General features: G+C 71.9%; 18 protein-coding genes. 9 read left to right on the forward strand and 9 right to left on the reverse strand.

The window, feature by feature from the left end:
• Positions 1 to 2: 2 nt before the first annotated feature.
• Together AB0D46_RS25490 and AB0D46_RS25495 are read right to left on the reverse strand one after the other, a co-directional pair.
• Complete coding sequence (locus tag AB0D46_RS25490) at positions 3 to 941, reverse strand: amino acid ABC transporter permease (RefSeq protein ID WP_362880736.1); 939 nt, start codon at positions 939 to 941, stop codon at positions 3 to 5.
• Positions 942 to 988: 47 nt separating this feature from the next.
• A complete protein-coding gene (locus tag AB0D46_RS25495; RefSeq protein WP_356875721.1) occupies positions 989 to 1,939 on the reverse strand; it encodes an ABC transporter substrate-binding protein in 951 nt (316 codons plus the stop codon).
• A gap of 524 nt (positions 1,940 to 2,463) precedes the next feature.
• Between AB0D46_RS25495 and AB0D46_RS25500 the strand changes: the two genes are divergently transcribed.
• The 4 genes from AB0D46_RS25500 to AB0D46_RS25515 all read left to right on the forward strand — a co-directional run bounded on the left by AB0D46_RS25500 (position 2,464) and on the right by AB0D46_RS25515 (position 5,673).
• Positions 2,464 to 3,666 carry an NADP-dependent malic enzyme gene (locus AB0D46_RS25500; RefSeq protein ID WP_362880664.1) on the forward strand — a complete coding sequence of 401 codons (1,203 nt, stop codon included), beginning with the start codon at positions 2,464 to 2,466 and terminating at the stop codon, positions 3,664 to 3,666.
• Between the two features lie 183 nt (positions 3,667 to 3,849).
• Positions 3,850 to 4,812 carry a zinc-binding dehydrogenase gene (locus tag AB0D46_RS25505; RefSeq protein WP_362880665.1) on the forward strand — a complete coding sequence of 321 codons (963 nt, stop codon included), beginning with the start codon at positions 3,850 to 3,852 and terminating at the stop codon, positions 4,810 to 4,812.
• A gap of 88 nt (positions 4,813 to 4,900) precedes the next feature.
• Positions 4,901 to 5,110 carry a helix-turn-helix domain-containing protein gene (locus tag AB0D46_RS25510; RefSeq protein ID WP_243336126.1) on the forward strand — a complete coding sequence of 70 codons (210 nt, stop codon included), beginning with the start codon at positions 4,901 to 4,903 and terminating at the stop codon, positions 5,108 to 5,110.
• On the forward strand, positions 5,110 to 5,673 hold the full coding sequence (locus tag AB0D46_RS25515; protein WP_362880666.1) for a Clp protease N-terminal domain-containing protein: 564 nt from the start codon (positions 5,110 to 5,112) through the stop codon (positions 5,671 to 5,673). The genes AB0D46_RS25510 and AB0D46_RS25515 overlap by 1 nt, the downstream gene beginning before the upstream one ends.
• Before the next feature lie 24 nt (positions 5,674 to 5,697).
• Here the strand turns inward: AB0D46_RS25515 and AB0D46_RS25520 are convergent, their stop codons facing one another.
• From AB0D46_RS25520 to AB0D46_RS25530, 3 genes are all read right to left on the reverse strand, one after another.
• A complete protein-coding gene (locus tag AB0D46_RS25520; RefSeq protein ID WP_362880668.1) occupies positions 5,698 to 6,627 on the reverse strand; it encodes a helix-turn-helix transcriptional regulator in 930 nt (309 codons plus the stop codon).
• Between the two features lies 1 nt (position 6,628).
• Positions 6,629 to 7,546 (reverse strand): DUF4097 family beta strand repeat-containing protein, encoded by a 918-nt coding sequence (locus AB0D46_RS25525; protein WP_362880670.1) that lies wholly within the window; start codon positions 7,544 to 7,546, stop codon positions 6,629 to 6,631.
• 161 nt (positions 7,547 to 7,707) lie between these two features.
• The gene (locus tag AB0D46_RS25530; protein WP_362880671.1) at positions 7,708 to 8,640 is read right to left on the reverse strand and encodes a LysR family transcriptional regulator; all 933 of its coding nucleotides are present in this window, start codon (positions 8,638 to 8,640) and stop codon (positions 7,708 to 7,710) included.
• 207 nt (positions 8,641 to 8,847) lie between these two features.
• On the opposite strand from AB0D46_RS25530, the gene snpA reads away from it, so the two are divergent.
• Complete coding sequence (snpA, locus tag AB0D46_RS25535) at positions 8,848 to 9,504, forward strand: snapalysin (RefSeq protein ID WP_362880673.1); 657 nt, start codon at positions 8,848 to 8,850, stop codon at positions 9,502 to 9,504.
• 210 nt (positions 9,505 to 9,714) lie between these two features.
• On the opposite strand, the gene AB0D46_RS25540 is transcribed toward snpA, so the two are convergent.
• From AB0D46_RS25540 to AB0D46_RS25555, 4 genes are all read right to left on the reverse strand, one after another.
• Complete coding sequence (locus tag AB0D46_RS25540; protein ID WP_362880675.1) at positions 9,715 to 10,299, reverse strand: dihydrofolate reductase family protein; 585 nt, start codon at positions 10,297 to 10,299, stop codon at positions 9,715 to 9,717.
• 112 nt (positions 10,300 to 10,411) lie between these two features.
• Positions 10,412 to 11,005 carry a GNAT family N-acetyltransferase gene (locus AB0D46_RS25545; RefSeq protein ID WP_362880677.1) on the reverse strand — a complete coding sequence of 198 codons (594 nt, stop codon included), beginning with the start codon at positions 11,003 to 11,005 and terminating at the stop codon, positions 10,412 to 10,414.
• 293 nt (positions 11,006 to 11,298) lie between these two features.
• Positions 11,299 to 12,345, reverse strand: a complete 1,047-nt coding sequence (locus AB0D46_RS25550) for a family 2 encapsulin nanocompartment cargo protein polyprenyl transferase (protein WP_362880678.1) — start codon at positions 12,343 to 12,345, stop codon at positions 11,299 to 11,301.
• On the reverse strand, positions 12,345 to 13,751 hold the full coding sequence (locus tag AB0D46_RS25555; protein ID WP_362880680.1) for a family 2B encapsulin nanocompartment shell protein: 1,407 nt from the start codon (positions 13,749 to 13,751) through the stop codon (positions 12,345 to 12,347). Before AB0D46_RS25555 ends, AB0D46_RS25550 begins: the two co-directional genes overlap by 1 nt.
• A gap of 243 nt (positions 13,752 to 13,994) precedes the next feature.
• Here AB0D46_RS25555 and AB0D46_RS25560 point away from each other — a divergent pair, with 243 nt between their 5' ends.
• From AB0D46_RS25560 to AB0D46_RS25575, 4 genes are all read left to right on the forward strand, one after another.
• Complete coding sequence (locus AB0D46_RS25560) at positions 13,995 to 14,477, forward strand: Rrf2 family transcriptional regulator (RefSeq protein ID WP_362880682.1); 483 nt, start codon at positions 13,995 to 13,997, stop codon at positions 14,475 to 14,477.
• A 166-nt stretch (positions 14,478 to 14,643) separates the two neighbouring features.
• Positions 14,644 to 15,840, forward strand: coding sequence for a globin domain-containing protein (locus AB0D46_RS25565; RefSeq protein ID WP_362880683.1), 1,197 nt, complete (start codon positions 14,644 to 14,646; stop codon positions 15,838 to 15,840).
• 125 nt (positions 15,841 to 15,965) lie between these two features.
• The gene (locus AB0D46_RS25570) at positions 15,966 to 16,556 is read left to right on the forward strand and encodes an N-acetylmuramoyl-L-alanine amidase (protein WP_362880685.1); all 591 of its coding nucleotides are present in this window, start codon (positions 15,966 to 15,968) and stop codon (positions 16,554 to 16,556) included.
• A 39-nt stretch (positions 16,557 to 16,595) separates the two neighbouring features.
• The gene (locus AB0D46_RS25575) at positions 16,596 to 17,489 is read left to right on the forward strand and encodes a pyridoxal-phosphate dependent enzyme (protein WP_362880687.1); all 894 of its coding nucleotides are present in this window, start codon (positions 16,596 to 16,598) and stop codon (positions 17,487 to 17,489) included.
• Positions 17,490 to 17,550 lie beyond the last annotated feature (61 nt).

Genomic DNA, 17,550 nt, shown 5'->3' on the forward strand with positions numbered 1-17,550 from the left:
GGTCACTTCGCCACCTCCGTACGGCGGAACATGTTCAGGTTGGCCTTCAGCCGCTCGAACGGCGTGGGCGGCAGGCTGCGCAGCGAACCGCGGGCGTAGCGCCGCTCCAGGTAGTACTGCCCGACGCTGAAGACGCTGGTCAGGGCGAGGTACCAGATGGAGGCGACGAAGTACATCTCGATGACCGCGCCGGCCGTGCTGCCGATGTTGGAGCTGGCCCGCAGGAGTTCGGTGTACTGCACCGCCGAGACCAGGGACGAGGTCTTCAGCATGTTGATGAACTCGTTGCCGGTCGGCGGGATGATCACGCGCATCGCCTGGGGCAGCACGACGCGGCGCATGGTCTGCGTCCGGGTCATGCCGAGGGCGTGCGAGGCCTCGCTCTGGCCCTCGTCGACGGACTGGATGCCCGCACGGACGATCTCCGCCATGTAGGCGCCCTCGTTCAGGCCGAGGCCCAGCAGGGCGACCATGAACGGCGTCATGACGTCGACGGTCTCGTTCTTGTAGATCGGACCGAGGTTGATGTACTGGAAGATCAGCGGGAGGCTGAACCACACGAGGAGCTGTACGTAGACCGGGGTGCCGCGGAAGAACCAGATGTAGAGCCAGGACACGAAGCTCGTGACCGGGTTGTTCGAGAGCCGCATCACCGCGAACAGGATGCCGAGCACGAGGCCCAGCGCCATGGCGGAGATGCTGATGATGATGGTGTTGCCGAGACCGGCCAGCACCGCCGGGTCGAACAGCTTGTCGCCGACCGTCGCCCAGATGATCTTGCCCTGGGAGAAGGCGTAGACGAGCCAGGCGAGCAGGACCGCCACGACCACGGCGCTGATCCAGCGGCCGTAGTGGCGGACGGGGATGGCCTTGATGGCCTCGTAGGTGGTGCCCGAGGCGCCGGGTCCGGCCGGCGGGGTCGCGGCCGGACCCTTGTCGATCTTGTCAGTCACAATGACTGCCCTTCAGTGGTGCGCTCGCTCGGGAGTCACTTGCCTGCGTTGATCGTGGCGGACGGCACGGCGCTGTCCTTCACGTTCCACTTCTCCAGGACCTTGGCGTAGGAGCCGTCCTTGATGATGGCGTCGAGCGCTTCCTTGATGGCGTCGCGGAGCTGGGTGTTCTCCTTGGAGACCGCGATGCCGAAGAGGCCGACGTCGGCCTGCTGGCCGGCGACCTCGAAGTCGTTGCCGCCGCCCGAGGTCTTCGCGGTGTACGCGGTGACCGGGAAGTCGTTCAGGTCGGCCACGGCGCCACCGGCCTTGACGCGGGTCTGCGCCTCGGCGTCGGTGTCGAAGGCCTCGATGGTGAGCTTCTTGTCGCCGCACTTCTCGGCCTGCGCCTTGAAGGTGTCCTCGTACGTGGTGCCGCGCTGGACGGCGACCGTCTTGCCGCAGAGGTCGTCGAGCGACTTGATGTTGTCCGGGTTGCCCTTCTTGACCAGCAGCGAGACGCCGGAGGAGAAGTAGTCGACGAAGTCGACGCCCTTACCGATCTTGGCGCCCTTGTCGTCCAGGCCTTCCTGACGCTTCTTGTTGTCGGTGATCGACGACATGGCGACGTCCTGACGGCCCGTCTCCAGCGAGGTGATCAGACCGTCGAAGGTGCCGGAGGTGAACTGGAACTTCACACCGAGCTGCTTGCCCAGCGCATCGGCGATGTCGGGGTCGACACCGACGATCTTGCCGCCGTCGACGAACTCCATCGGGGCGTAGGCGGTGTCGGAACCGACCTTGACGACACCGGCGTCCTGGATCTTCTTCGGCAGCTTCGAGAACAGCGGGGCGCTGTTGTCGGTCTTGGCCGAGGGGGTGGAGGAGCCAGAGTCGGTCTGGTCGCCACAGCCCGTGAGGATCAGGGCACCGGTGACCGCGATCGCGCCGACCGCGGCGATCCGGGACCGGGCGGCGGTCGTACGTCGGGTGGTGCTTGCGGTCATGAGCTGGTTCCTCCGGCAGGTGGAAAAGCATCCGAGAACGGTCGGGGCACGCACCATCGAGTGTCGCGACCTTGTGTGATTACGGCATCTTGCCATTCGGACTGACGCATTCAGGCTGCCCATAAGGTCAAAATCAGATAACGGGCGACCCCGACTCCCCAACAGGACTGCGGACAACGGCCGTCGCGACCGCACAAAAGCCTGTGACCTGCCAGTTTCACCTCAGTTTTTGCGGCGCGTCTCGGTTGCTGGACATCGAGGTTTGGACTTTTAGCCAAAACCGGGACAAGGGGCCTACGATCGTGCGGGAATCGACTCGTCCGGCCGAGCGTTCTTCGGGTAGAACAGATCCTTACACCCCTCATCCGGGGCTCAGGGCGCGCGTGCGGCGCGCCCGCGCGTACGAACCTCCCCTCCGCGGAGACGGTCAACCGTCGCCGCGGAGTACGGACGCGGTGCCCGCCCACCCCTTAACCAGGAGTGGCCACCCTCAACGATTCAAAGGACTTAAGGGGTCACACACAGTGGCAGCGGAGATCGTCAACCCTCGCAGTGACAGTGCGACGGACAACAACCCCGACGCGGTGTTCGCACTGCACCGGGGCGGCAAGATGGCCATTCAGGCCACCGTGCCCGTCCTCAACAAGGACGACCTGTCCCTCGCGTACACCCCCGGCGTGGCGAAGGTGTGCACCGCCATCGCCGAGCAGCCGGACCTCGTCAACGAGTACACCTGGAAGTCCAACGTGGTCGCCGTCGTCACCGACGGTACGGCCGTGCTCGGACTCGGTGACATCGGCCCGGAAGCCTCCCTCCCCGTGATGGAGGGCAAGGCCATCCTCTTCAAGCAGTTCGGTGGTGTGGACGCGGTTCCGATCGCGCTCGCCACCAAGGACACGGACGAGATCATCGAGACGGTCATCCGTCTCGCCCCGTCCTTCGGCGGGGTGAACCTGGAGGACATCTCCGCTCCCCGCTGCTTCGAGATCGAGCGGCGCCTCCAGGAGGCGCTGGACATCCCGATCTTCCACGACGACCAGCACGGCACGGCCATCGTGACGCTGGCCGCCCTGCGCAACGCCGCCAAGCTCACCGGCCGCACCCTCGGCGACCTGCGGGCCGTCATCTCGGGCGCGGGCGCGGCGGGCATCGCCATCGCCAAGATCCTGGTGGACGCGGGCATCGGCGACGTCTGCGTCACCGACCGCAAGGGCGTCGTCTCGGCGGACCGCTCGGACCTGACGGACGTCAAGGCCGAGATCGCGGGCCTGACGAACAGGACGGGTCGGACCGGCACGCTGGAGCAGGCCCTGGCCGGCGCGGACGTCTTCATCGGCGTCTCCGGCGGCACGGTGCCGGAGGAGGCGGTGGCCTCGATGGCGAAGGACGCGTTCGTCTTCGCCATGGCCAACCCGAACCCGGAGGTCCACCCGGACGTCGCGCACAAGTACGCGGCGGTCGTGGCGACGGGCCGTTCGGACTTCCCGAACCAGATCAACAACGTGCTGGCCTTCCCGGGCATCTTCGCGGGCGCCCTCAAGGTCCGCGCGACCCGGATCACCGAAGGCATGAAGATCGCCGCCGCCGACGCCATCGCCGGCGTCGTGGGTGACGAGCTTGCCGCCGACTACGTGATTCCCTCCCCGTTCGACGCGCGCGTCGCCGAGGCCGTCTCGGCCGCGGTCGCCGCCGCGGCGAAGGCCGACGGAGTGGCGCGCCTCGGCTGATCGGCGCGGTGCACAGCTGTACGGGTGGGGCCCGGCCGGAACGTTCCGGCCGGGCCCCACCCTTTTCGACCCCCCGGAGCGGGCGACTCCGTACGGCCCCGCCCCGGTCGGTGCGACGAAGGCCTCACGACCCGGCCGCGACAGCTCTGGAATCCCGACCCTACCGAGCGGTAGCGTCGCGGCATGTTCGCTGCCTACGCCGCCCGAATCGACCGTGACCAGCCGCTGAGCGGCCTCGTACTGGGCGAACGCCCGGCTCCCGAGGCACGCCCGGGCTGGGTGACCGTCAACGTCCGCGCCGCCTCCCTCAACCACCACGACCTGTGGTCGCTGCGCGGGGTGGGGCTCTCCGGGGACAAGCTCCCGATGATCCTCGGCTGCGACGCGGCCGGGACCGACCAGGACGGCAACGAGGTCGTCCTGCACTCCGTGATCGGCCAGAGCGGCCACGGAGTGGGCCCGGACGAGCCGCGCACGATCCTGACCGAGCACTACCAGGGCACCTTCGCCGAGCAGGTGACCGTCCCCGCCTGGAACGTCCTGCGCAAGCCCGCCGAGCTGTCCTTCGCGGAGGCCGCCTGCCTGCCCACGGCCTGGCTGACGGCCTACCGGATGCTCTTCACCAACGCCGGGGTCCGCCCCGGCGACTCCGTACTCGTCCAGGGCGCGGGCGGCGGGGTCGCCACCGCCGCGATCGTGCTGGGCCGGGCGGCCGGCCTGCGGGTCTTCGCGACCAGCCGGGACGCCGCCAAGCGCCGGCGGGCCGTGGAGCTGGGCGCGGCGGAGGCTTTCGAGCCCGGCGCGCGGCTCCCGCAGCGGGTGGACGCGGTCATCGAGACCGTGGGCGCCGCCACCTGGTCGCACTCGATCAAGTGCCTGCGGCCGGGCGGAACCCTGGTCATCTCCGGCGCCACCAGCGGCGACCGGCCCGCGAACGCCGAGCTGACGCGCATCTTCTTCCTGGAGCTGAAGGTCGTCGGCTCGACCATGGGCACCAAGGACGAGTTGGAGGACCTGCTGTCCTTCTGCGCCGCCACCGGGGTGCGGCCCGTCATCGACGAGGTGCTGCCCCTGGACCGGGCGCGCGAGGGCTTCGAGAAGCTGGAGTCGGGCGACCTGTTCGGGAAGGTCGTGCTCACGGTCTGATTCCTCCCGGGCCGCCCCACCACCGCACCCACCCGCCGTCCGTCAATGTGGGTTGACAACCCTCCCTTGTCAACCTACATTGACAGGCATGACGGAAGCCACCGATCTCGCCGAACGAGCCGGAGACCGGGACCCCCGTGTGGGCCTGCGTGCCGTGGCCGCCCTGCGCCGCCTGCTGGAGCAGTTGGAGGCCGTACAGGTACGCGGTGCCCGCGCGCAGGGCTGGTCCTGGCAGGAGATCGCGGCCGAGCTGGGCGTCAGCCGGCAGGCCGTGCACAAGAAACACGGGAGGCTGTGATGTTCGAACGCTTCACCCGGGACGCCCGCGACGCGGTGTCGGGAGCGGTGACCGAGGCCCGGCACGCGGGCGCGTCCACCGTGGCCGAGGAGCACCTGTTGCTCTCGCTGCTGACCCTGGGCGCCCTGGATCCGCTGGGGGTGGACCGCGCGTCGGTGGCGGCGGCCCTGGCCGACGTCCGGCGGCGCGGGGGCATGTCCCGGGCCGACGAGGAGGCCCTGGCCGGGTTGGGCATCGACCTCGGGGAGATCGTCGCCCGGTTCGAGGAGACCCACGGCACGGGCGCCCTGTCCTCACCGGCCCCGCGCCGGCGGACCCTGGGGTCCTCGCTGCGCTCCGCGCTCGGGCGCCCCGACGACCCCGAGCGGCGCCACGTCCCCTTCACCGGGGGCGCCAAGAAGGCGCTGGAGCAGTCGCTGCGGATCGCCCTGGGCCGCAAGGACCGTCACATCGGCACCCTGCACCTGCTGTTGGCCCTGCTCTCACGACCCGGCACGGTCGCCGAGGTCCTCGCGGACCACGGCGTCACGTACGCGACGGCGGAGCGGGGCCTGGCCGCCTGACCGGCGCCCGCCCGCCGGCGGGGCCTACGCCCCCGGGCGCAGCCCCGCCGCGATGCGGCCGGCGGCCGCCGCGAGGTGGGCGCGGGCCTCGGCCAGCTGGGCCGGGGTCACGCCGTGATCCCGGGCCGCGTCGCGCACGTCGTCGCGGAAGCGGTCCAGCAGCCGGTCCAGGTCCCGCGCCGGGTCGGAGCCGGCCGTCAGGTCCTCGGCCCACCCGTGGTCGGGGGTCGTCGCCCCGGCGGCCCGGTCCGCGCCGGCGGCTCCCGTACCGCCGTCGGCGGCCCCGTGACCACCGTTGCCACCGCCGCCCAGCCAGGCTCCGGCCAGGTTGCCCAGGACCCCGCCCGGCTTCATGAACTGCTCCTGGAGCTGCGCCGCGATCCGCTGGACCTCCTCGCGGGCCCGCTCCTGCGCCTCCTTGGCCTGGCGGCGGGCCTGCTGGGCCTCTTCGCGGGCCCGGCGGCTCTCGTCCTTCGCCCGGCGGGCCTGCTCCTTCCACTCGGCCTTGGCCTTGCGGAGCTCCTCCTTGGCCGCCTTCCAGGACTCGTCCTCGACGTGGGTCGCCGTCGCGGAAGCCGCGGCCGCCGCCCGCATCTCGCGGCGCAGGTCACCGGCGGCCCCCCGGACGTCGTCGCGGATCTCGGCGGCGAGCTCGGACACGGAGTCGCGGATCTCCAGCTCCAGGTCGGCCAGTTCGCCGCCCCGGTCGGCGAGTTCGGCGCGGCCCGCCTCGGTGATCGAGTACACCTTGCGCCCGCCCTCGGTCGCGTGGGTGACGAGCCCCTCAACCTCCAGCTTGGCCAGCCGCGGGTACACGGTGCCGGCGGACGGCGCGTACAGGCCCTGGAAGCGCTCCTCCAGCAGCCGGATCACCTCGTACCCGTGGCGCGGGGCCTCGTCGAGCAACTTGAGGAGGTAGAGGCGGAGGCGGCCGTGGGCGAAGACGGGCGGCATGTCAGAGCACCTTCTTGTCGAGCTGGAGGGGGGCGTCGGCCTCGGCCGGCGGGCGGCGCAGGAGCGCGATGGCACCGGAGACCGTGGTGGCCCGCAGGGTGCCCGCGCCCGTGCCCAGGGTGCCGGTGATGCGCTTGGCGCCGAGCTGACCGGAGACCCGGAGGTCCTCGAAGGCGTTGGAGACGCCGCCGGTGGCGGTGTTGGCCTCCACCTTGGCGTCGGCGGGGTGCGGGAGGCGGATGGCGACCTCGCCGGAGACCGAGTTCAGGAAGATCTCCACCGGCTTCGGCGCGGCCGTGTCCGGGGCCAGGTCGATGAGCATGTCCCCGCTGACCGAGTCGGCCCGTACGCTGCCGCCGCAGCCGTCTACCACCGTCAGCCCGCCGGAGACCGAGTGGAAGCCGAGGTCACCGGTGACGGACTGCGCCTCGACGCTGCCCGAGACCGTGTGCGCCTTGACCCGCCCGGAGAGCCCGACGAGCGTCGTGTCGCCCGAGACCCCGTTGACGTCGACCGGACCGGCGATGCCGGAGACGAAGGTCGCGGCGCTGACGGCGGCCACCTGGACGCGGGTGCCGGCGGGCACGGCGACGGTGACGGAGACGCTGCGCTCCCAGGCCTTGCGCCCGTCCTCCGAGGAACCGGACCAGGCCTTCCACGGCTTGCCCTCGAACCACTTCTTGAGGCCCTGCGAGCCGTTCCAGGGGAGGTCCTCGTAGGACAGGGTGAGCGTGCCGCCCTCCTGCACCACGTGCAGCGGCGGGCCCTCGACCTCGGCCACCTCCAGTCGGGCGGAACCCTCGTCCGCGGCGACCACGTTGACCGTGCCGCCGACGACGCGGACCCGCAGCTCCGTCACCGGCTGCTCGAAGGCCAGCTTCTGGGGCGCGGCGACGGACCACGTCATCTGCTCTGTCATGGTGCTGCTCCTCCTCGTGGACGGCACGCAACATATCGCGTCTCCTAGGACACGATATATCGCGGCTCGGGGAAGTCAAGCAGCATGTCGCGATACAACGGAACCCGCCCCGGAGCCCGTGGGTCGGCCGGCAGGGCACGGGGCGCCGCGCGCGGGGCGGCTCAGGCCACCAGCAGCCGGTTCCCGTGGTGCCGCAGCCACGCCCGGTACGGCGGGGTGTCGAGCGCCACCTCCCGGTAGGCGGCGCGCAGGTCCTCGAAGACCTCCGCGTGCGCGCCCGGCCGCGTCGCGAGCAGCAGCCGCACCGCGAGGGGGTCCCCCGACAGCGGCCGGATGGCCATGTCCTGCCGCGGCCCGGACGTGGGCTGGCAGGGCGCCACGGCCTCGCCGGAGATGATCAGCGAAGTCGCCGTGTGGTAGTCGGCGTGCAGGACGGGCGGGTCGAGGCCGGCCCCGGCGAACACCCGCCGCAGCCCGTCCCATTCACCGTCGACGGAGGGGTCGACCGTCCACCGGTCGCGCGCCAGGTCCGCCAGCTTCACGATGGGCGAGCTCGCCGCCGGATGGTCCCGGGACATGGAGACGAACTGCGGCTCGCGCTCCATCAGTACGTGCAGTTGGAGGCCCGCGGGCACCCGCAGCGGACTGCCCTCGACCTCGTGGACGAACGCCACGTCCAGCTGACCGGCGTCCACCATCCGCAGCAGCACGTTGGCCGAGACGTCGACGACCAGCGAGGTCTCGGCGTCGGGGTGTCTTCGGTGGAGCCTGCGCAACCATCCCGGCAGGGCCCGGCTCGCGGTCGAGCCGATCCGCAGCCGCGGTCCGTGCGCGGCGGCCCGCGCCTCGGCGACCAGCGCCGCCATCTCGGCCAATAACGGCCGCGCCCGGCCGAGTACCGTGCGCCCGAAGGGCGTTGGCCGGCATCCGGTCCGCTCGCGCAGGAACAGTTCGCCGTCCAGGGCCCGTTCGATGCGCCGCAGCTGGGTGGTCAGTGAGGGCTGGCTCACGCCGAGCTGCCGCGCGGCCTTGTGCAGACTGCCGGCGTCGGCGATGGCGCACAGCGCGCGCAGGTGCCTCACCTCAAGCTCCATGACCCGAGAGTAGGGCGGCGCCGGTGGACCGCACCAGCCACCGATAGCCCCCCGAATCCCGCCATTCTCACGCCAGTTGGCCTACCGAAAACTTCCCGATAGGCCCGCGTTATCGGGCGCTGACATCATCCGCCGGCCCCTGGTGCTCCCGCAGACTCCGGTACCGAACGACCACCCCCCACACCGGATGAGTAGGAGCTCCCCCACATGCGCCACTCCCGCAAGGCCACGCTGGCCGCCACCGTCGGTCTCGGCGTCGCCGCCGCGCTCGGCGGCATCGTCCCCACCGCCAGCGCCGCCGCCCCCGCCGGCAGCGCCTCCTCCTACGCGGCGTACGAGCGCTCGCAGGAGAACGAGAGCGCCAACCGCGCCTTCTTCGACGCCGTGCAGCGCTCGATCGCCGAGCAGCGCGCGGCGAACCCGGGCGCCCTCGCGGTCACCGTCACCTACAACACCCGCAGCGCGCCCAGCTTCCGCACCCAGATAGCCAACTCCACGCGGATCTGGAACAGCTCGGTGACCAACGTGAAGCTCCAGGAGGTGGCCTCCGGCGGGAACTTCTCGTACCGCGAGGGCAACGACTCCCGGGGCTCGTACGCCAGCACCGACGGGCACGGCCGGGGCTACATCTTCCTCGACTACCGGCAGAACCAGCAGTACAACTCCACCCGGGTGACCTCGCACGAGACCGGCCACGTGCTGGGGCTGCCGGACCACTACTCGGGTCCGTGCAGCGAGCTGATGTCGGGCGGCGGACCGGGGACCTCGTGCCAGAACGCCACCCCGAACAGCACCGAGCGGGCGCGCGTGAACCAGCTCTGGGCGAACGGCCTGGCCGCCTCGGGCCTCGGCTCGAAGGGCTGATCACCGGCGCGCAGGGCTGACCCCTCGCCTCGTGGGGCCGGCCGTCGGCCCCCAGGGCCGGTCGGCCTCCCCGCAGGACCTCCGGAGGCGCCCCAGGGGCCTCCGGGGGTGCCCGGCCGACCCGGCCGACCACCGTCTCGGCGGGCTCCCGCAGCCCGGGCACGTCTGCTGCTCGTGCCCGGCCTGCGGGGCGACCGCCGCCCATGCGGGTCAGCGCTTGACGGTGTAGCTCGTCACCGTCTGGCCGCCGCCGAGGACCGTGCAGCCGGTCAACTCCAGCGGGCGCACGCCGAATCCGGCCCGGGACATCGGCATACCGGTCCCCACGACGACCGGGTAGGTCTTCACCACGTACGCGTCGATCTCGTCGGCGAGCTGCCCCGCGAGGTCGGCGCCGCCGCACAACCAGATGCCGAGCCCGTCACGGGCCTTGAGCTCGCGGACCTTCGCCGCCACGTCGCCGGAGATCACCGTCACCCGCGGGTCGGGCGCCACGCCCAGGGAGCGCGAGACGACGTACTGCTCGCGCAGGTGGCCGTAGGGGCTGGTCATGCCCACCTTCAGGCCGGGCTCGTAGGTGCGGCGGCCCATCAGGACCGCGTCGAACCGCTTCGGGGCGGCGTCCTCGATGCCGAGCTGGGCTCGGCCCCCCGCGGAGATCGTCTCCGGGTACTCGGCCGCCAGATGGCCGACGAACTCGGCGTCGAGGTGGCCGTGGAGGAAATCGGCATCGCCGTCCGGGGCCCCGATGAAGCCGTCGACCGTGGTGGCGATGAAGTACGTGAGCGTGCGCAAGCGATTCTCTTCCCCTGGACAGCGCCACCGCACCGGGGCGCGTCGAACAAAGTACTTCACCTGAAGTACTTTGCCCAGACCCTTTTCCCGGGAGCCCGCGCGCGCAGGTCCGTCAGCCCTGCGGCTTGCGCCACATCGGCCACATCGGCGGCCCCCCGGGCAGCCGCACCGTCCGACCCGTGAACTCCCAACCCAGCCGTTCGTACAGGCGCATGCTGCGCTCGCTGCTCGCCTCCAGGTAGGCGGGCACCCCGTCACGGTCGCAGCGCTCCAGCACCGGGCGGATCAGCTCGGTGCCCAGCCCCTCGCCCTGCCGGTCCGGCGCGACGGCGATCATCAGCAGGTACTCGTGCTCCTCGGCGGTCGGATGGACCTCCCCGGTGAGCCGGCCGACCAGCTCGCAGCGCTCGTTGTCCGGATCGGCCACCGCGCGCATCCGCGCCGGGACCTCGTCCTCGCCCTCCGGCTCGCCCGCCGGCACCCGCAGCCACAGCGCGGCCGCGGCGCCGTCGGCCGTACGGTCGATCCGACCCTCCTCCAAGGCGACGTCGACGAAGACGCCGAGGAACTTCCCGTGGACGGCGGCACGGTGTCGCGGATCGGGGAAGACCCAGCTGCTGACCGGGTCGTCCCGGAAGGCCTCGTCGAGCAGCCGCGCCACCGCGTCCCGCTCGGAATGATCCGCCTGACGTATCTCCAGCACCACAGGTCACACCCTTCACTCACGTGTCAACAACCGCGAATGATCCTAGAGTTGGCGCTCCGACGCGGAAAGGCCCGTTCCGGCACCGTGGTGGTGCCGGAACAGGCCTCGGACCCGTACGTGTTCATCGCGAGGGGCGCGTCACTGCGCGTCCGGCGCGCCACTCCGTCCGAAGGATCACCCCGTCCGAAGGATCACCCCGTCCGAAGGATCACCCCGTCCGGAGGGTCACTCCGTCCGACGCGTCGCTCCACCCGCTGCGTCGTTCCGTCCGCCGCGTCACCTCACCCGCCGCGTCACTTCGTCCGGCGCGTGACGAACTCCGCCAGCGCCAGCAGGCCGCCCGCCGCCGCGAGGTCCGGGACGGCCCGGGACAGCTCCTGCACCGCCCGACCCATCCGGTCGGCCGCGTGGGCCTGCGCCCAGTCGCGGCCGCCCGCCCGGTCCACGGCCCGGGCCGCCCGCCGCACGTCGTCCTCGGTCATCGGCCCCGCGTACAGCGCCGCCAGCTCCAGGCCCGCCTCGGTGCCCGAGGTGAGGGCGGCCACGACCGGGAGGGACTTCTTGCGCGCGACCAGGTCGGCCCCCGCAGGTTTGCCGGTGTGCCCGGGGTCGCCCCAGATGCCGATCAGGTCGTCGATCAGCTGGAAGGCCAGCCCGGCCTCCCGGCCGAAGGCGTCCATCGCGTCGACCTCCTCCGGCCCTGCGCCCGCGTACAGCGCGCCGAGCGCGCACGCGCAGCCGAGCAGGGCGCCGGTCTTGGCCGTCGCCATCGTCAGGCACTCGTCCAGGGAGACGTCCGGCCGGCGCTCGAAGGCGCAGTCCGCCTGCTGTCCCGCGCAGAGCTCGATGACGCAGGCCGCGAGCCGGGCCGAGGCCGCCGACGAGGCCGGGTGGGGGTCCTCGGCGAGCTGCCCCAGCGCGAGCGCCATCATCGCGTCGCCCGTGATGACCGCGTCCGGGATGCCGAACACGGTCCACGCCGTGGCCCGGCCGCGCCGTTGGACGTCCTTGTCGATGACGTCGTCGTGCAGCAGCGTGAAGTTGTGCGCCAACTCCACGGCGACCGCCGCCCGTACGGCGTCCTCGGCGACTCCGGGCGGCCCGCCCACGGCCTGCGCCGAGGCCAGTACGAGTGCCGGCCGGATGGCCTTGCCCGCGTTGCCCGCGGCCGGGCTGCCGTCCGCCTCCTGCCAGCCGAAGTGATACATGGCCACGTCCCGCATGGAGCCCGGCAGGCTCTCGACCGTCCGGCGCAGCCGCGGGTTGACCGTTTCCCTCGTGCGCTGCAGCAGGACCGCCGCTTCCTGCCCCTCGCCCGTGGCGACGGCGTTGGGGGTCATCAGCGCCAGCGGCCGATCTCGACGTTCTCCAGGACACCGAGCGCGTCCGGCACCAGTACCGCGGCGGAGAAGTAGGCGGTGACCAGGTAGGAGATGATCGCCTGCTCGCTGATGCCCATGAAGCGCACCGACAGGCTCGGCTCGATCTCGTCGGGGATCCCGGGCTGGTGCAGGCCGATCACGCCCTGCTCCTCCTCGCCGGTGCGCATGCACAGGATGGAGGTCGTACGGGCGTCACTGATCGGGATCTTGTTGGACGGGAAGATCGGCACTCCGCGCCAGGACGGCACCCGGTTCCCGCCGATGTCGATGGTCTCGGGGTACAGGCCGCGCTTGTTGCACTCGCGGCCGAAGGCGGCGATCGCCTTGGGGTGCGCGAGGAACATCTTGGAGCCGCGTCGCATGCTCAGCAGCTGGTCCATGTCGTCGGGCGTGGGCGCGCCGTCGTGGGGCTGGATGCGCTGGTCGTACTCGGCGTTGTGCAGCAGACCGAACTCGCGGTTGTTGAGCATCTCGTGCTCCTGGCGCTCGCGCAGCGCCTCGACCGTGAGCCGCAACTGCTGCTCGGTCTGGTTCATCGGCTGGTTGTACAGGTCGGCCACGCGGGTGTGCACGCGCAGGACCGTCTGCGCGATGGAGAGCTCGTACTCGCGCGGCGAGCCCTCGTAGTCGACGAAGGTGCCGGGCAGTACGGCCTCGCCCTGGTGGCCGGCGGAGAGGTCGATCGCGGCCTCGCCGTACTTGTTGGTGCGCCGGGCGGGCGCGGTCCGCACGTCCTCGACGTGCTCGCGCAGGGAGTCGACCCGGTCGGCGAGGAGCTGGAAGTCCTGGCGGGAGAGGACGAGGGCGGTACCGGGGGTGGCGGCGCGGGCCGTGTACTCCCAGATGGCCTCGTCGTCGGTGAGGGCGTCCTCCCCGAAGTAGGCGCCGTCGGCGACGGTCCGCAGGACGGCGTCCTCGCCGTAGGGGCCCGGGCCGACGTGGTCGACGCGGCCGTGGGCGAGGAGGAAGACCTTGTCGGAGGCGTTGCCGAAGGAGGTGAGTTCCTGACCGGTCTCGAAGTCGACCTGCTGGCAGCGGGCGGCGAGTTCGGTGAGGACGGCCTCGTCTTCGTAGTCGCGCAGCAAGGGCAGTTCGCCCAGCTCGGCGGGGATGACCTGGACCTGGGTCCCGGTCTTGATGAACTCCACGCGTCCGTCGCCGACCGAGTAGCTCAGCCTGCGGTTGACGCGGTACGTACCGCCCTGCACGGGGACCCACGGGAGCATCTTCAGCAGCCACCGCGAGGTGATCTCCTGCATCTGCGGCGCGGACTTGGTCGTGGTTGCCAAGTTCCGTGCGGCCGAGGTGCCGAGACTGCGCTGCGGTGTCTGGGCTTCGGTTTCGGAACCTGCCTGGACCGACATGTCTATCCCTTTCGATCACTCCATGGGTATGCGGTACGAAAGCCTTCCAGTACGCAACGCAGCCGGACCATTACACAAAAGGGTGGGACTACTCCGTGTGGGTGTGGGCATCCTCAGCGGTCACACCGGTCCGCCCCGCCGGCGACGAACCGCTCTTTTCGGCCATTCAGCGCTCGCCACCCGGGCCCGACGGTCGCGGCCCCCGCTTTAACTTGCATCGGAGCTGCAATTTAAGCTGCGGCCATGCGGCTGACCCGATTCACCGACCTGGCACTGCGCGTGCTCATGCGCCTGGCCGTCCAGGAGGCGGACCTCCCCACGACCCGGGAAGTGGCCGCCGGCATGCAGGTTCCGTACACCCACACCGCCAAGGTGGTCGCCCGACTCCAGCACCTGGGGCTGATCGAGGCGCGCCGGGGCCGGGGCGGCGGGCTCGCGCTCGCCGCCTCCGGACGGGCCGCCTCGATCGGCGGCGTGGTGCGCGAACTGGAGGGCGCCGGCGATGTCGTGGACTGCGACGGCGCCACCCCCTGCCCGCTGCGCGGCGCCTGCGTCCTGCGCGGCGCGCTGCGCCGGGCCCAGGAGGCGTTCTTCGCCGCGCTGGACCCGCTCACGGTGAACGACCTGGTGGCGAGCCCGACGGGCCCGCTGCTGCTGAGCCTCTCGGGCGGATCCGGCGCCGGGACCAGCGGCCCGACCGGGGGGCCGACCCGAGGCCCGACCTGAGGCGGCCGCAGGGCCCGCCGACTCGGGCCGGATGGCTGATTCGGCCCGCCGTTCAGCCCGTCCGGGGTGCGGGCGTAGAGCTGCACGAACAAATGTCCGTACCGTCACGGGCCTTTTTTCCGTCCTTGAATACGCATCACATATACCAATTAAGCGAGGAGCCCCCATGCTGTCCGAGAAGTCGACCGCGACCGTACGTGCCACCCTGCCCGCCGTCAGGGCGGCGATCGGCGACATCACGGACCTCTTCTACCGCGAGCTGTTCGCGGCTCACCCGGAGCTGCTGCGCGACCTGTTCAACCGCGGCAACCAGAACGCCGGGCTCCAGAAGCAGGCCCTCGCCGGCTCCATCGCCGCCTTCGCGACCCACTTGGTCGAGAACCCCGGCACCCGTCCCGACGTGATGCTCGGCCGCATCGCCCACAAGCACGCCTCGCTCGGCGTCACCCGCGAGCAGTACGCGGTCGTCCACACGCACCTGTTCGCCGCGATCGTCGAGATCCTCGGCGAGGCCGTCACCCCCGAGGTCGCCGAGGCCTGGGACGAGGTCTACTGGCTGATGGCCAACGCCCTCGCCGCCATCGAGGAGCGCCTGTACGCCGAGCAGCGGGTCCTCGCCGGGGACGTGTGGCGGGAGTGGACGGTGGCCGCGCGGGTCGAGGAGACGGCGGACTGCACCTCGTTCCACCTGGCCCCGGCCGACGGCGCCCCCGCCCCCGACTTCCGGCCGGGCCAGTACGTCTCCGTCCAGGTCGAACTCGCCGACGGGGCCCGCCAGATCCGCCAGTACAGCCTCTCCCGGGCCCCCGGCTCCCCGATCCGCGCGATCACCGTCAAGCGCGTCCACGGCCCGACCGCCGGCGGCCCCGACGGCGAGGTCTCGAACCACCTGCACGCCCGGGTCCGCACCGGGGACCGGCTGCGCGTCTCCGCCCCGTACGGGGACCTGGTCCTGCGCGGCGGCTCCGCGCCGGTGCTGCTCGCGTCGGCCGGCATCGGCTGCACCCCGATGCTGTCGATGTTGGAACACCTGGCCGAGACCGGGCACGCGGCCCCCGTCACCGTCCTGCACGCCGACCGCTCACCCGCCGACCACGCCCTGCGCGCCGACCACCGCGCCCTCACCCACAAGCTCGCCGACGCCTCGGCCCGCTTCTGGTACGAGGAGTCTGCGGAGCCCGGCGACGCCACCGGCCTGGTCGACCTGACGGACGTCCCGGTCGCCCCCGGCACCACCGCCTACCTGTGCGGACCGCTGCCGTTCATGCGGGCGGTGCGCGCGCAGCTGATCGCCAAGGGGGTGCCGGCGTCGGACATCCACTACGAGGTGTTCGGCCCGGACCTGTGGCTGGCATCGGCCTGACGGCCGGCCGGATCCGCTCGCTCGCCGTACGAACGCCCTAGCCCCGGAAGGGTCGCCTCCACTACACCGGAACGTGACGAGACGCACACGGAGTGTGTCTCCCACGCACCGCAAAGGAGGCGGCCATGGCCGCACCCATGTCCGCGGACCGTTTCATCACAGCACTCCGGAACGAGGGCCTGACCGTGGTCGAGGTCGGGGCCTGGCGCACCCACAACCGCAACCACAAGGGCCCCTGGGGCCCCGTCCACGGCGTGATGATCCACCACACCGTCACCCGCGGCACCCCCTACACCGTCGCCCTCTGCCGCGACGGACACGCGGACCTGCCCGGCCCGCTCTGCCACGGCGTCATCGCCAAGGACGGCCGGGTCCACCTGGTCGGCCACGGCCGGACCAACCACGCCGGCTCCGGCGACTCCGACGTCCTGGCCGCCGTCATCGCCGAGAAGCGCCTGCCCGCCGACCACGAGGCGAACACCGACGGCAACCGCCACTTCTACGGCTTCGAGTGCGAGAACCTCGGCGATGGCAAGGACCCCTGGCCCGCCGTCCAACTCGACGCCATCGCCCGCGCGGCGGCCGCGGTCTGCCGCTTCCACCGCTGGAGCGCCCCGTCGGTCATCGGCCACCTCGAATGGCAACCCGGCAAGGTCGACCCCAGGGGCTTCACGATGGCCTCGATGCGGGCCCGCGTGGCGGAACGCCTCAAGTGACGGGCCGCCCCACCCGCCACCGGGGCCGACAATGAAGCGGTGAGCCACCCCGAACTGCGTCCCCGTCCGCCCTCCCCGTTGGTCGAGGTGGTCGACGAGCGGTTCGCCGCGCGCGGGGTCCGGCTGTTGCTCAAGCGGGACGACCTCGTGCATCCGGAGCTGCCCGGCAACAAGTGGCGCAAGCTCGCGCCCAATCTCCGGGCCGCTCTGGAGGCGGGTCACGGGGAGGTCGTCACCTTCGGCGGGGCCTACTCCAACCACCTGCGGGCCACCGCGGCCGCCGGTCGGCTGCTCGGGCTGCGCACCACCGGCATCGTGCGCGGGGACGAACTCGCCGACCGCCCCCTCAACGACTCCCTCGCCCGGTGCGCGGCGGACGGCATGCGGCTGCGCTTCGTGACCCGCTCCGACTACCGCCGCAAGGCGGAGCCCCGTACGCGCGACCGGCTGCTGGCCGAGGCGGGCGCCGCCGGCGCGTACGTCGTCCCCGAGGGCGGCAGCAACGCCCTCGCCCTGCGGGGCTGCGCCGGGCTCGGCCACGAACTGCGCGGCGCGGCCGACGTGGTCGCGGTGGCCTGCGGCACCGGCGGCACCCTCGCCGGCTTGGCGGCCGGCCTCGACCCCGGCCAGCGGGCGCTCGGCGTCCCGGTCCTCGCGGGCGGCTTCCTGAGGGCGGAGATACGTTCCCTCCAGGAGGCCGCCTTCGGCGGGCCGGCCGGTGACTGGAGCCTGGCCGAGGGCTTCGACCACGGCGGCTACGCCCGCGTCCCGGACGCCCTGGAGGTCTTCGCCGCGGACTTCGGGGCCCGCCACGGCTTCCCCGTCGAGCGGATCTACGTCGCGAAGCTGCTGTGGGCCCTGGTCGCCCTCACCGCGTCGGGGACCTTCCCCGACGGCACCACCCTGGCCGCCGTCGTCACGGGCCGACCGTGATCCGCCGGTGGGCCCGCGCCCCCCACCGACCCGACCGACACCACCGACAGCGCCGACAGCA

It is taken from the genome of Streptomyces sp. NPDC048383, from assembly GCF_040651775.1.
Classification (GTDB): Bacteria; Actinomycetota; Actinomycetes; order Streptomycetales; family Streptomycetaceae; genus Streptomyces.